Source organism: Thalassotalea sp. 1_MG-2023 (genome assembly GCF_030546745.1).
Classification (GTDB): domain Bacteria; phylum Pseudomonadota; class Gammaproteobacteria; order Enterobacterales; family Alteromonadaceae; genus Thalassotalea_C.
On record NZ_JAUOPD010000005.1, the window covers coordinates 230355 to 244368 of the forward strand.

At 38.6% G+C, this 14014-nt stretch carries 14 protein-coding genes; 11 read left to right on the plus strand and 3 right to left on the minus strand.

Annotated features, from left to right (window positions below; all coding sequences use genetic code 11):
• The first annotated feature begins 61 nt into the window (after positions 1 to 61).
• A complete protein-coding gene (dnaJ, locus tag Q4489_RS06275; RefSeq protein WP_303478180.1) occupies positions 62 to 1210 on the plus strand; it encodes a molecular chaperone DnaJ in 1149 nt (382 codons plus the stop codon).
• 127 nt (positions 1211 to 1337) lie between these two features.
• Here dnaJ and Q4489_RS06280 read toward each other — a convergent pair whose 3' ends face one another.
• Complete coding sequence (locus tag Q4489_RS06280; RefSeq protein ID WP_303478181.1) at positions 1338 to 1538, minus strand: hypothetical protein; 201 nt, start codon at positions 1536 to 1538, stop codon at positions 1338 to 1340.
• A 157-nt stretch (positions 1539 to 1695) separates the two neighbouring features.
• Between Q4489_RS06280 and Q4489_RS06285 the strand changes: the two genes are divergently transcribed.
• Together Q4489_RS06285 and Q4489_RS06290 are read left to right on the plus strand one after the other, a co-directional pair.
• Complete coding sequence (locus Q4489_RS06285) at positions 1696 to 1905, plus strand: helix-turn-helix transcriptional regulator (protein ID WP_303478182.1); 210 nt, start codon at positions 1696 to 1698, stop codon at positions 1903 to 1905.
• Positions 1906 to 1964: 59 nt separating this feature from the next.
• Positions 1965 to 2630: a hypothetical protein gene (locus Q4489_RS06290; protein ID WP_303478184.1), complete on the plus strand. Its 666-nt coding sequence runs from the start codon at positions 1965 to 1967 to the stop codon at positions 2628 to 2630.
• Here the strand turns inward: Q4489_RS06290 and Q4489_RS06295 are convergent.
• Positions 2627 to 3097, minus strand: a complete 471-nt coding sequence (locus Q4489_RS06295) for an Lrp/AsnC family transcriptional regulator (RefSeq protein WP_303478186.1) — start codon at positions 3095 to 3097, stop codon at positions 2627 to 2629. The genes Q4489_RS06290 and Q4489_RS06295 overlap by 4 nt on opposite strands.
• Positions 3098 to 3326: 229 nt before the next feature.
• On the opposite strand from Q4489_RS06295, the gene nhaA reads away from it, so the two are divergent.
• The 4 genes from nhaA (at position 3327) to Q4489_RS06315 (ending at position 6543) form a co-directional block, all read left to right on the plus strand.
• Positions 3327 to 4499 carry a Na+/H+ antiporter NhaA gene (nhaA, locus tag Q4489_RS06300; protein WP_303478188.1) on the plus strand — a complete coding sequence of 391 codons (1173 nt, stop codon included), beginning with the start codon at positions 3327 to 3329 and terminating at the stop codon, positions 4497 to 4499.
• A gap of 84 nt (positions 4500 to 4583) precedes the next feature.
• Positions 4584 to 5135, plus strand: coding sequence for an elongation factor P hydroxylase (locus Q4489_RS06305; protein ID WP_303478190.1), 552 nt, complete (start codon positions 4584 to 4586; stop codon positions 5133 to 5135).
• Positions 5122 to 6252: an ATP-NAD kinase family protein gene (locus Q4489_RS06310; RefSeq protein ID WP_303478191.1), complete on the plus strand. Its 1131-nt coding sequence runs from the start codon at positions 5122 to 5124 to the stop codon at positions 6250 to 6252. The genes Q4489_RS06305 and Q4489_RS06310 overlap by 14 nt, the downstream gene beginning before the upstream one ends.
• Before the next feature lie 12 nt (positions 6253 to 6264).
• On the plus strand, positions 6265 to 6543 hold the full coding sequence (locus tag Q4489_RS06315) for a YfcL family protein (RefSeq protein ID WP_303478193.1): 279 nt from the start codon (positions 6265 to 6267) through the stop codon (positions 6541 to 6543).
• 13 nt (positions 6544 to 6556) lie between these two features.
• On the opposite strand, the gene mnmC is transcribed toward Q4489_RS06315, so the two are convergent.
• Positions 6557 to 8539 carry a bifunctional tRNA (5-methylaminomethyl-2-thiouridine)(34)-methyltransferase MnmD/FAD-dependent 5-carboxymethylaminomethyl-2-thiouridine(34) oxidoreductase MnmC gene (gene mnmC / locus Q4489_RS06320; protein WP_303478196.1) on the minus strand — a complete coding sequence of 661 codons (1983 nt, stop codon included), beginning with the start codon at positions 8537 to 8539 and terminating at the stop codon, positions 6557 to 6559.
• A gap of 171 nt (positions 8540 to 8710) precedes the next feature.
• Between mnmC and fabB the strand changes: the two genes are divergently transcribed.
• From fabB to Q4489_RS06340, 4 genes are all read left to right on the plus strand, one after another.
• Complete coding sequence (gene fabB / locus Q4489_RS06325; protein WP_303478198.1) at positions 8711 to 9922, plus strand: beta-ketoacyl-ACP synthase I; 1212 nt, start codon at positions 8711 to 8713, stop codon at positions 9920 to 9922.
• Between the two features lie 65 nt (positions 9923 to 9987).
• Positions 9988 to 11103 (plus strand): 4-phosphoerythronate dehydrogenase, encoded by a 1116-nt coding sequence (locus tag Q4489_RS06330; RefSeq protein WP_303478200.1) that lies wholly within the window; start codon positions 9988 to 9990, stop codon positions 11101 to 11103.
• A gap of 28 nt (positions 11104 to 11131) precedes the next feature.
• Positions 11132 to 12151, plus strand: coding sequence for an aspartate-semialdehyde dehydrogenase (locus Q4489_RS06335; RefSeq protein WP_303478202.1), 1020 nt, complete (start codon positions 11132 to 11134; stop codon positions 12149 to 12151).
• Between the two features lie 259 nt (positions 12152 to 12410).
• On the plus strand, positions 12411 to 14014 hold a 1604-nt coding region (locus Q4489_RS06340), incomplete at its 3' end, for a FimV/HubP family polar landmark protein (RefSeq protein ID WP_303478203.1).

Here is a 14014-nt window from a genome sequence, read left to right on the forward strand (position 1 = left end):
TGGTTAAGCGAATACAAAAATTAATTTTCGAAACCTGCAGTAAATATAAAGAATTAAAGCTATGTCAAAACGCGATTACTATGAACTATTAGAAGTTGCCAAAGATGCGTCTGATCGTGAAATTAAAAAGGCCTATAAGCGTCTTGCTATGAAGTTTCACCCTGATCGTACAAAAGGTGATAAAGAGAAAGAAGAAACATTTAAGCAAATAAAAGAAGCTTATGAAGTGCTCATGGATGATCAAAAGCGCGCAGCTTATGATCAATACGGTCATGCAGCCTTTGAACAAGGTGGTATGGGCGGCGGTGGCGGCTTTGGCGGCGGTGGTGCTGATTTCGGTGATATTTTTGGTGATGTATTTGGTGACATTTTTGGTGGCGGTCGTCGTGGTGGCGGTGGCGGAGGCCAACGAGCACGTCGCGGCAGTGACTTAAGATATAACTTAGAAATGTCTTTAGAAGAAGCGGTACGTGGTAAGTCTGTAGAAATTAAAGTGCCAACTTACGTTCAGTGTGAGCCTTGTAATGGTTCAGGCGCTAAAAAAGGTACGCAACCTAAAACCTGTAGCACTTGTCATGGCCATGGCCAAGTACAAATGCGCCAAGGTATGTTTGCGGTACAACAAACGTGTCCTAGCTGTAATGGTAAAGGAAGCGTTATTTCGGATCCTTGTAATTCGTGTCACGGTCAAGGACGAGTTCAAAAAACGAAAACGTTAAATGCTAAAATCCCATCTGGAGTAGATACAGGCGATAGAATTCGTTTGACAGGTGAGGGTGAAGCAGGTGAGCAAGGTGCACCAGCAGGTGACTTATATGTGCAAGTGCATGTAAAAGATCATCCTATCTTTGTACGTGATGAAAACAACTTGTATTGCGAAATGCCAATTAGCTTTTCAACAGCTGCTCTTGGTGGTGAAATTGAAGTGCCTACCTTAGAAGGTAAAGTGAAGTTAAAAGTACCGAAAGAAACACAAACAGGCAAAATGTTTAGACTTCGCGGTAAAGGTGTTAAGTCAGTAAGAAGTCATAGTATCGGTGATTTGATGTGTAAAGTTGTAGTAGAGACACCAATCAACCTTACTGGCGATCAAGTTGACTTATTGCGTCAATTAGAGTCGAAAATGAGCACGAGCTCAAAAAAGCATAGCCCGAAAGAAACAGGGTTCTTTGATAGCGTGAAGAAATTCTTCGACGATCTTAAATCATAAAATATTTGGGATCTCGAATTGCAATTGTACAATGTAATGTTGTATTAATATTAGAAAAAGTCTCACAATTGTGAGACTTTTTTTATGGTCATTTATAAAGATTGTCTATTTAAAGAGATTTTAATCTTTACACAATAGCCACATCTTCTTTGAGAAACAAAACGATTAAGTAAATAAGCGCTAGCGGTGGTAAAAAAGACAAAACAAAACCTAGCATAGCCGCTTTTGTTGCATTCTCTGTTTTATATGTGCCTAGTCGGTAACTTACACTGACTACGAATACTAAATACATTAGGTATATTGCCGTTATTAGTATAATCCACATCATTAATATCCTTGTAAAAAACTTAATAAACTTATAAGTTAGAATATACTAACTTTATTGCTAGTCAATTAAATTTTATCGTTTATCGATAACTTATTATTGTAAAGCAATGTGTATGTTGGTAACGTAACTGTATTGATTACTCTTTTAATGAATTGTCATGACATCAAAAATTAAAGTAAATCTTGATTATCTATTACTTGCTCGGGATATGAGCCTGACAGAGCTTTCAAAAACTGTCGATATTTCAATAGCAAATTTATCTATATTGAAACGTGGTAAAGCAAAAGCAGTTCGCTTTTCTACGTTGATAAAGTTATGTGATGCGTTAGATTGTCAGCCTGGTGATTTGCTAACGTTAGAGGGTTAGATTTTAAAAACGTTGTAATATCACTATAATAACATTTTATCAGTTTTTTTGAGGGTGTTATGCGGATTTTAGCTGTTCTCATCATTTTTATATCTTGTCTTAGCTGTTTAAATGCAAGCGAAGAAAAAGAGCTTCCTCCGTTGGATTCGGCTTATATAGGCGTTCACGGCATGGTACTGGTGTCGCAAGGTTCACGTGTTTTTGCCTCTCACATGCCCTTGTATCAAAAGCCACATGATTTTCAGATCCTCTATAAAATTGAAACGAAGCAGGTTTCATTTCTAAACCTAGTTCGCGATGCTGAATTGGTGACTATAAAGCCTGAGCCATTTAATTTACAAAGGTTAGAAAGAGGAGAAGAGCTAACGGTACTTGCCGACGTTTATTTAGGCCATTATGAACGAGGTGGTAGCTTAGTCTATGAAAAGCATCCTATTGTCTTTTCAAAGAAGTTATACGCAAGAAAGCTAGAAAATCTAGCTGAGTCAGGTTTATGGAAAGAGTATGATTCAGTCACCCTTCGTAAAGGTGAAAGAATTTATATTCATAAAATACAACAGGCTCCAAGTTTTGACCATTTGATTTTTGTTGATTTATCAGGCGCGTGCGCGCAAAAGTTTAAAACGTCAACACGAGTACCTACAGCAAACGAATTAACCTATAAATTTATCAATTGCGGTACGATGAAACCTTTGTACTATGAAACAAAAGACTTTAATAACTAATCATCTTCGAAACTGGGTAGCACACCACTTCGACTATGTTCGAATACTAATGAGGTTTCAACCGTTTGTACTTCTTCACGCGAGGTCACGGCATTAAAAACAAATTTTCGTAAGTGCTCACTATCTTTAACAGACATATGAATAAAGTAATCATAACTTCCACCCATATGATAAAGGCTAACAATTTCTGGAAGCTTTAGTAAATCATCACGTAATTGATTAACAATTTGCTCTGAATATGGCTGCAAACGAATCGCTGCGATGGCTTCGATGTTGCCACCAATATTTTTGAAATTAATATCAACAAAAGCACCTTTTATAATGCTATGGTTTTTCATCCGCTTGACACGTTCTAAACAGGTAGATGGTGCTATACCTATTTGTGCAGCAAGTTCTTTATTGGTGATGTCAGCATCTTTGTAGAGGAGGGTTAAAATTTTAAGATCAATATCATCTAACTTCTTCATAGTATTTCTTTTTGTATCTTATCGCTAAGGCATATTACACTTATTTTTATCAGAAAAACTAGTAAAAATTCGTGAAAGATAAAATTAATGTCGAATATTTTATACTTTTCCGAATTAATCACATTTGTCTTGTTTCACTGATTTTTATATAAATCTATAGTGGAAAATATTGTCACATGGTTAATTTTGACATAATATGTCTGCGCAATTTTTTTAACAGTAGGGTTGTATGCCAATAAAAAATATACAAGATTTTCTTAAATTAGAAGCTGCCAGCGGGTTAATACTAATGGCGGCAGCCATTTTAGCGATGCTGATCGCGAATTCACCGTTTTCACCTTATTATGATTTATTACTGAACTTACCTGTTCAGGTGGCCGTAGGTAGTTTTGAAATTGCAAAACCGTTATTGCTTTGGATAAACGATGGGTTAATGGCACTATTCTTTTTTCTTGTTGGTTTAGAGCTAAAACGAGAGTTTTTAGAGGGTGATTTATCCAAACCAGGTCAAATTACATTACCTGCAATTGGTGCTATTGGAGGTATGTTAGTACCGGCAATTTGTTATGCACTCATTAACATTGATAACCCGAAAGCGTTAAGCGGTTGGGCTATTCCAACAGCAACTGATATTGCCTTTGCTTTAGGGATTTTAGCTATTATTGGTAGTAAGGTTCCATTACAGTTGAAAGTATTTTTAACGTCACTCGCTATATTCGATGATTTAGGTGCCATTATTGTTATTGCGTTGTTTTACACCGATCAATTGTCATTGACTTCGTTAGTAGTGTCAGCTGTTGTATTAACTATCTTGTATTTAATTAACCGACGAGGAATAACAGATACCTCGCCTTATATATTTTTTGGTATTGTCCTTTGGGTGGCGGTATTAAAATCAGGGGTACATGCAACACTTGCAGGGGTTATTTTGGCGTTGTTTATTCCAATTAAAGGGAAAGAAGGCGAGCCATCTCCTTTGAAATCACTAGAGCATAATTTACATGCGATGGTGGCATTTATTATTTTACCTATTTTTGCCTTTGCTAATGCTGGCATTAGCTTTACAGGTATTGGCTTTTCAGATATCACTTCACCAGTACCATTAGGAATTATAGCGGGTCTTGTTATTGGTAAGCAGCTTGGTGTGTTTGGTTTCTGTTTTATTGCCATTAAATTAGGGTTTGCTAAGCTTCCTGAAAATGTGAATTGGGGCCTGTTATACGGTGTAGCGATGCTTTGTGGCGTTGGTTTTACCATGAGTTTATTTATTGGTTCTTTAGCTTTTGAGCAAACGGGAGCAAAGGCAATGTTTGAAGACAGGCTCGGCATTGTCGTAGGTTCATTAATTTCTGGTGTACTCGGCTATTTATTGATCCGCTATAAAGTGAATAAGCCTCAGTAATACCGCTCTTATAACTGAAAATGGCGATATTAATTATCGCCATTTTTCGTTAGAATACCGAAAATTGTTCAGTTAGTCGGACAAATGCAGCACAATTATCAAGATCTTATTAATTTATTCGAACAAACGTTTTTTAACGATTACAACACTCGGTTAGTAAAAGGTGATCATGAGCCGTTATATGCACCTGCCACAGATATGGTCAATTTTCATCGCATCATATTTGCTCATGGTTACTTTACTAGCGCGTTACATGAAATAGCACATTGGTGTATTGCTGGTGAGCACAGAAGAACATTAGAAGATTATGGATATTGGTATCACCCAGATGGGCGCTCATCAGCGCAACAAAAGCAATTTGAACAAGTAGAAGTTAAACCTCAAGCGATTGAATGGGCATTTTGTGTCGTCGCGGGTATTAAGTTTCATGTATCTGCAGACAATTTACACGGTGATGACGTTGATAGCATTGCTTTTCGTTATGCAGTTTATCAACAGGTTAGGTATTATATTTCGGTTGGGTTCCCAGTGAGAGCCCAACAGTTTATAACAGCACTCGCTGAATTTTATCAAAGTCAATTACCATTAACTGACGAGCAGTTCATTTTTGATCAAGAGTTATATGCCGATGTTTAAGTTAGGTTTTATTATTAACCCTATCGCAGGAATTGGTGGTAGTGTGGCCCTTAAAGGGAGTGATGGTGAAGGTATTGCTGAGCAAGCGATTGCGTTAGGGGCTCAACCAATGGCCAATGCTCGTGCTAAACAAGCGCTCAGTGTTTTATTACCCTATAAAAACGAGTTAACACTTTATACTGTTAGCGGCGATATGGGGGAAACTTTAGCGAAAGAGCTTGGTTTTAACTACCAGATTGTTTATCGCTCACCAACAGCACAAACGTGTTTTAAAGATACTGAAAACGCTGTTGATAGCTTAATTTCTACAGGTATCGATCTGTTATTATTTGCTGGCGGTGATGGCACTGCCCGTAATATATCGCATAAAGTTGGCGATAATTTTCCGGTACTCGGTATTCCTGCCGGTTGTAAAATTCATTCTGGCGTTTATGCCGTCACTCCTACTGCTGCTGGCAGAATTGTTGAATTAATGGTTACGCACCAACTTGTTACCTTAACAGAAGCCGATGTAATGGATATAGATGAGTCATTATTCCGTGAAGGTGTTGTAAAAGCTAAACGTTATGGTGAAATGCAAGTTCCTGCTGAATTGCGCTATGTGCAAGCAACGAAGTCTGGCGGTAAAGAAGTAGATGAACTGGTTTTACAAGATATTGCTGCTGATATCATCGATAAAATGGATGATGCGCTGGTTGTTATTGGTTCTGGTTCAACTACGGCTTTCTTAATGGAAGAATTAGGGCTCAAAAATACGTTACTTGGTGTCGATGTGGTCCATGAGCAAAAGCTGTTGGCAAATGATGTGACAGAGCCACAATTATGGCAATTTTTACACCAGTATAAAGGAAATATTAAACTTGTTATTACCTTGATTGGCGGGCAAGGCCACATTTTTGGTCGAGGAAACCAACAGTTAAGTCCTCGTATTATTAGGGAAATTGGTAAAGAAAATATATTAATTATTGCTACAAAAGCTAAGTTAACTGCGTTAGATTCTCGGCCATTAATTGCAGATACTGGCGATAATACGTTAGATGATGAGTTATCAGGTTTTATGCCTGTGATCACCGGGTATAATGATCAAGTTTATTACCCCGTTTCTAGTCCACAATAAAAGAGAGTTTCAGTGAATATCGTTCATTTATCAGATTTATATCATCACTTTGATCAATTAGCGGCACAAGATGTCAGTAGCGATGAGCTTTTTGCATCAAGCTATATTCGAGGATTTATTGCGTTATCCGCGGGGGAATTTGGCGATGAGAATCAAGTCATATCAGCGCCATTAATTGAACATGTTAGTGAAAGTATGGCTGCGGCAAGAACAGAACTTTCACCGGGTGATCGAGAGGTTGTTAAACGTTATTGGCAACAATTAATTAAACAGTTAGCAATTAAGGGGTAATGCTAACTGTCTTTTACAACGTTACTTTACGTTTGATAATGTCACGAATGATAAAGCGGTTGGTTGATACACTAAATACCATTTCATTATTTACTGGGTAAGGAGTACCGCATATATCCGCGGTTAAAATTTCTGCCAATAAGGGAGCTGAACAAATTCCTCTTGCACCTAACCCTGTTAGTACGTAAAGGTTCTGCAAATATGGAGCTGGTGTTTGGTAACGCCAATTTTTATCTTTTGACAGATGAGAATAGATCTCAGTGTGCTGTGAAATCTCTGCCATTGGCCCTGAAATTGGTAAGTGATCAGGAGTCATACAGCGGACTCTGGCTTTACTACCAATGATATCTGAAGATTGCCACCCTAATTGACTACCCATTGACTCTTTCAGCATTCTAAGGTTGTACTGATCGGCTTGATCTTCCGTAGTAGTATCAAATTTATCTTTTTCAAAGGTTGCACCAATGCAATGCACTCCATTGTTTTTAGGGGTTAAGTAGCCTTTATGGCAAATAACTGTCGATAAATGTTTGCTTTGCTTGTTAGTGCTTAATGCCGTAATTTGACCTTTAACAGGTTGCAGGGGCAGCTGTGATATCGGCGCTATTTTAATGGTTTCAGCACCTGCCGCCATCACTAAATTGCTAGCCACTAATTGCCCCTTGTTGGTATGCAATTGCCACTTTTTATTATTAAGCTGCTTTATCGTTTGGACATTAACATTGTATTTTACTTTTAATAAGCCAGTAGTCTGCAACAAGTCAATAATGGCGGTTGTTAATTCATGAGGCGCTAACCAGCCTGCGTCTGGAATAAATAACCCGCTATCAGATAAGGTTAACCCAGATAACTGGCTTGCTTCTTTAGCATCAACACTACGAATAAGTGTATTAGGCCAAATTGCCGAATCAGAAATGCCTTGTTCGCGTTTTTGTAATTTGTCGTTAAAAGAAAGCTCTAATAATCCACACCAATCATGGGAGAAATTAGCCCCCTGTGATAATAGCGCTTGATAAAATGAGCGCGCATATTTTAATGCATGCTGATAAAAGCGACTTAATTCATCAGCTTTTTGATGTAATAAAGGGTATAACGCGCCAATAGGGTTATTCGATGCTCCTTGTGCCAGTTGCTTATCTTTACAATATAAGGTGACGTGAATACCTTTATGCACTAATTGATACGCAAGACATGCACTCGCGATACCTCCACCAACAATAGAAACATGCTGAGGCTTTGAACGAAGTGGCCTTAGTTGATAACCCTTTCCGAAACGAGCACTTTGTTGAAACTTACCGGTAAGAATTTCTTTTTTCTTACCGCCGTAATTGATTCGTTGCACGCGAAAACCATTGTTCGTTAAGCCTCTACGGACATTTCCAGCAACAGTAAAAGTAGCAACGCTTGCATTGGCTGTTGAAAGTCTACCGAGTTCTTTAAATAGCTCTTCGCGCCACATATGCGGGTTCTTAGCCGGTGAAAAACCATCTAAGTACCACGCATCTATCATGCCTGTGTTTGAGCAGTTCAATGAAGCTAAACTGGCTGTAGCGTCACCAGTTAAGAGTGTTAATTTAATTTTTTCCTGACAAAATAACAGTTCTGTATTGTCAGTAAGTGTTTCAGGGTATTGTGCGAGTAACTGTGCTGCGAAATAGTCTAAATAGGGTAAACAGGACAATGATTTTTGTAATTGTGCCCTGTTAAGAGGATATTTCTCTGTGGTTATAAAGTGTAACTCTGGTAATGTTTCTGTTGATTGAAGATCATGATAGAGCTTTAGCGTGAGCAAAAAATTAAGGCCAGTGCCAAAGCCCGTTTCAGCAATGGTTACCCTTGATCGCGATGATAACAGCTTCTCACGTATTTGGTTTCCTTCTATGAACACACGTTGGCTTTGTAAGTATCCTGACTCGGTATCAAAATAAATGTCATCAAATTTGTCGCTAAAGGGCGAACCGTCTTCTAGAAAATGGATATGATTATTGTCAGTCACGTTAATTTTTACTGTAATTTTATTGGCGTTCGCGGTATATTTTACCTTTACTTTAGGGTGTTTGTCATGATGATAAAAAATCAGCGCACAAGTGTACGCTGGACAGACCAGTTTACGAACAAAAAGTCTGTATCATACGCCCGAATTTCCAAATTAAAGATGGTTAATTAAATGAAACGAGTAGTGATCACCGGATTAGGTATCGTATCAAGTATTGGTAACAACGCAGAAGAAGTATTAGCGTCGTTGAAAGAAGGTCGTTCAGGCATTACTAAAGCTGAAAGCTTTGCTGAAAACGGGTTGCGTAGCCAAGTTTGGGGTAACCCAACGCTAAATCCAAAAGACCATATTGATCGCAAGGCCCTTAGATTTATGGGTGATGCTGCTGGTTTTGCTTATGTTGCAATGCAAGAAGCGATTGATGATGCCAAATTAACCGAAGAACAAGTTTCTAATTTCCGCACAGGTATTGTTGCTGGCTCTGGTGGCGCATCTTCTGCAAACGTTGTTGCTTCAACAGATACTTTACGCAACAAAGGCGTTAAACGTGTTGGCCCTTACGCGGTTCCTAAAACAATGTCTAGTACTTGTTCAGCATGTTTAGCAACCCCCTTTAAAATTAAAGGTGTTAATTATTCAATCAGCTCTGCTTGTGCAACAAGTGCACACTGTATCGGAAATGCCGCTGAATTAATTCAACTAGGTAAGCAAGATATTGTTTTTGCTGGTGGTGGTGAAGAATTAGACTACACACTGGCGATGATGTTTGATGCGATGGGTGCATTATCAACTAAATATAATGAAACACCTGAAAAAGCATCTCGTACTTATGATGCTGACCGTGATGGTTTTGTTATTTCAGGGGGCGGCGGTATGGTCGTTGTTGAAGAATTAGAACATGCATTAGCGCGTGGCGCACATATCTATGCTGAAATTGTTGGCTATGGCGCAACGTCTGATGGTTACGATATGGTAGCACCGAGTGGTGAAGGCGCAGTACGGTGTATGGAACAAGCAATGCAAGGTGTTGAAGGCCACGTAGATTATTTAAACACTCATGGTACATCTACGCCGGTTGGCGATGTTAAAGAGCTAGGTGCAATTAAAGAATTGTTTGGTGAAAAATCTCCAGCAATTAGTGCAACTAAAGCCATGACAGGGCATGCACTTGGTGCAGCTGGCGTTCATGAAGCTATTTATACCTTATTAATGATGGAACATAACTTTATTACGCCGTCTATTAATGTTGAGAATTTAGACGAGCAAGCTCAAGGGCTTGATATTGTCACTGACACTCGTGAGCAAGAGGTTGATTTAGCGATGTCAAATAGCTTCGGCTTTGGCGGAACAAATGCAACCTTAGTGATGAAAAAATATAAATAAGCGCAGCTAACGGTCAAAAAACAAAGCCGTTAACGTAAGTTAGCGGCTTTTTCTTTTATAAAATTATGAAAATATATTATGATGAAAATATGCCGTATGCTGCTGAATTCTTTGGAGAGTTCGGGACGTTAACGGCATTTAATGGTAGGGAATTATCAGCAGATACCCTTATTGATGCTGAGGTATTGTTAGTAAGATCAATAACTCAAGTAAATGAGAACTTGCTAAAGAACAGCCCAAATATAAAATTCGTAGGTACTGCAACCATTGGCGTTGATCATATTGATCAGGCGTATTTATCTAATAATCAAATTACCTTTTCATCAGCGCCAGGCTGTAATGCAATATCAGTCGCTGAATATGTTATTTCAACGTTAGTTATATTAGCGGAACGTTACTGTTTTTCTGTATTCGACAAAACCGTTGGTATTGTTGGTGCTGGAAATACCGGCAGCCGTTTAAGTGAAAAACTTACCGCATTAGGTATTCAGCATAAGCTTTATGATCCAATACTAGCGGCTACAGGCGAAGACTCCCGTGTATTTTCTAGTTTTGAAGATATCTTGCAGTGCGATATTATTTCCTTGCACGTTCCAAAGACCACTACTGGCCTTTATCCTACACATCATATGTTTGACCAAACAGTGTTATCATCGTTAACTGAAGATCAAATATTAATAAATGCATGCCGGGGTGAAGTGATAGACAATCAAGCGTTGTTGTTACTTAAACAACAAGGAATGAAGACTAAATTAGTGTTGGATGTGTGGGAAAATGAACCGAATATTGCTGAAGCGCTGATCCCTTTTTGTGAAATTTCCACTGCACACATTGCTGGTTATAGCTTAGAAGGAAAAGCTCGTGGCACAGAAATGCTTTATTTGGCACTATGTGAGCTATTAAATAAAAAGCCGAATCAGTCACTTGAGGGCTTATTACCAAAATCAACCATAAGCCAAGTTGAATTACATGGTAGACTAAATGACGTTATATTAAACCAGTTGGTAAAAATGGTTTACGACGTAAGACGTGATGATGGCATTTTTCGTCAACAAGTTTATATCAATGGCTTTGATTATATTAGGAAAACATACCCAGCTCGCAGGGAGTTTTCTGCGACAAAAGTGCTCATCAATGATGAACAGAGTAAAACACAAGTACATGAACTTGGGTTCAGTTAAGAATTAATAGAGGAGAAGAGAGTAAGCTATGGCACAGAAATTTGATGTATGCGTATTAGGTGCAACAGGATTAGTCGGTAAAACAATCATTGAATTATTAGAACAACGTGACTTTCCTATTAATAAATTATACCCATTAGCGAGTGCTCGCTCTGCTGGCGGCTTTGTTGAGTTTAACGGTGAAAGTATTGAAGTAATCGATGCAGATACGTTTGATTTTAGCCAAGCGCAAATCGGTTTTTTCTCTGCTGGTGGTTCAGTATCTGCTAAATTTGCTCCAATTGCCGGCGAAGCAGGCTGTATTGTTATCGATAATACTTCAGAGTATCGTTACGAAGACGATATTCCTTTAATTGTTCCTGAAGTCAATCCAGAGGCACTAGTCGATTATCGTAATCGAAATATCATTGCTAATCCAAATTGTTCAACGATCCAAATGATGGTAGCACTTAAGCCTATTCATCAAGCTGTGGGAATTGAACGTATTAACGTATGTACCTATCAATCAGTTTCAGGTGCCGGAAAAGAAGCAATGGACGAATTAGCTAAACAATGTGCTGATTTGCTAAGTGGCAAGCCTATTGAACCGAAAGCGTTTTCTCGCCAAATTGCCTTTAATGTTATTCCACAAATTGATGTGTTCCAAGATAATGGCTACACAAAAGAAGAAATGAAAATGGTGTGGGAAACAAACAAAATTTTAGGTGATGATACTATTCGTGTTAACCCTACAGCTGTACGTGTTCCGGTGTTTTTTGGTCATGCTGAAGCCATTCATATTGAAACGCGCGAACAAATTTCAGCTGAAGCTGTTAAAGACTTGCTAAAGCAGGCTGAAGGCGTAGAAGTGTGCGATAAAGATGAAGAGTTTCCTACACAAATTGGTGAAGCAAGTGGTGTAGATGCAACCTTTGTTGGCCGCATTCGTGAAGATATTAGCCACCCTAACGGTATTAACCTTTGGGTTGTTGCTGACAACGTACGCAAAGGCGCAGCGACAAACAGTATTCAAATTGCAGAATTGTTGATTAAAGATCATTTAAGCTAAGCTTAAGATATACTAAAGAAAAATAAAAACTCGTCGTTATAGTTAACGACGAGTTTTTTTGTTATAAAAAGGGTATAAAAACAATTCATGCTACAAAGTGTTATATAATTTATTTTAAATTGGAATAAATTTTGCTTTGTATTTTAATTAGTTGGAAGCGCCAAACATTTGGCAAATAATAACAAATAGCTAGGAAATCTTAATGCAACGATTGTTACGCCTGTGCCTGTGGCAGGTAATCTTGGTAAGCATTAGCTCAATGAGCATACCATCTTTGGCTGAAGAAGAGGGTGGCATTCGTATTCGTGGCCCTAAAAATAGTGATACCTATCGCTATGAGCAATATGGGCCTATCACGTCACAAGATACTTTATGGAACATCGCACTTACAGTGCGTCCTGATCCTGCTTTTTCTGTGTATCAGGTGATGCAGGCGTTGTATGAAAAGAACCCACAAGCATTTAAAGACAGTAATTTAAATCACATGATAGATGGTCAATACTTGACGTTGCCATCTGCGGCAGAAATTGCACGCATAAATCCGGCAATTGCAAAACAAAAGTCGGAAAACGATGACTCATCATGGGATAAAAAAGTCACTGCAAAACCAGTTAGTAAAAAGCCACCTGAAGAATCGGTAAAGAAAAAAGATTTAGATCAAGCGAAAACCGAAATAAATGATAAATTACAAACGTACGAGCAATCGCAAAACCTTCGTTTAGACACCATACAAAACGATGTGCTTGATTCCATCGATGGTCTTCAAACAATCCTTAAAGAAAACGAACAACTTAAACAAAAACTTAATACGTTTACCGAACAACTAGGTAGCATGAAAGATGAAGTTGCAAAAAGTAAAGATGTAGAACTGCAACAACAACAAACGATTACTCTTTTACAAACACTTTTAGCGAAAGCCGAGGCGGAAGAACAAGCTCGTCTCAAGGCTGAGCAAGCATTAGAAAGTGCCAATGACAGTTTCTTAAATAGTCCATGGTTTTTAGCAATGGGCATAGGGTTGCCGTTAGCGTTAATTGCAGGGTTGCTACTGTTATTTTTACGTAAAAAGCAAAATGAACAACCTAAAGAAAAGGTGGTTGAAGAAAAATCACAGCCGCCAGTGAGTGAAGATATCCAGGAGAAAGCTGAAAGTCAGCCTACCGAAGAACTATCATTAGACGACGAATTATCGCTTGATGATGAGTTGTCTTTAGACGATGAACTTTCTCTTGATGACGAACTGTCTATTGACCTTTCAGAGGGCGATAATAATGATGATTCTTTATTTAGTGATGATCTTGAATCTCCCAATGAAGATTTATTAGATGACGATGTTATTCATTTAGACGATAGCTTGAATGATATCGATGATTTAGATGATTTAGATGATCTTGGCGACTTAGACGATTTAGAAGAGATATCTTTAGATTCTTCAGAAGAACCAGAACCTTTAGAAGGTAATGAACTAGACCAAAGCGACTTAGACTCGTTGTTATCTGACCTTGACGAAGACGATGCACCTGAAAAAGATGTTTTAGAAGGCGATGAAGAAATCGTTGAAATTTCTGAAGATATTGAATTAAGCGATCCTGATGATATTGACGCGCTAATGGATTCTATGGCGGCAGCACCAGCAGCGGAAGAGCCTTCAGCAGCGGAAGAGCCTTCAGCAGAGGAGGAGCCTTCAGCAGTGGACGAGCCTTCAGGAGCAGATGAACCATCACCAGAAGAAACACCATCAGCTGACGATGATTTATCGTCAGAATTAAGCGATCCTGATGATATAGACGCGCTAATGGATTCTATGGCGGCAGCGCCAAACGAGCCATCACCAGAAGAAACACCATCAGCTGACGATGATTT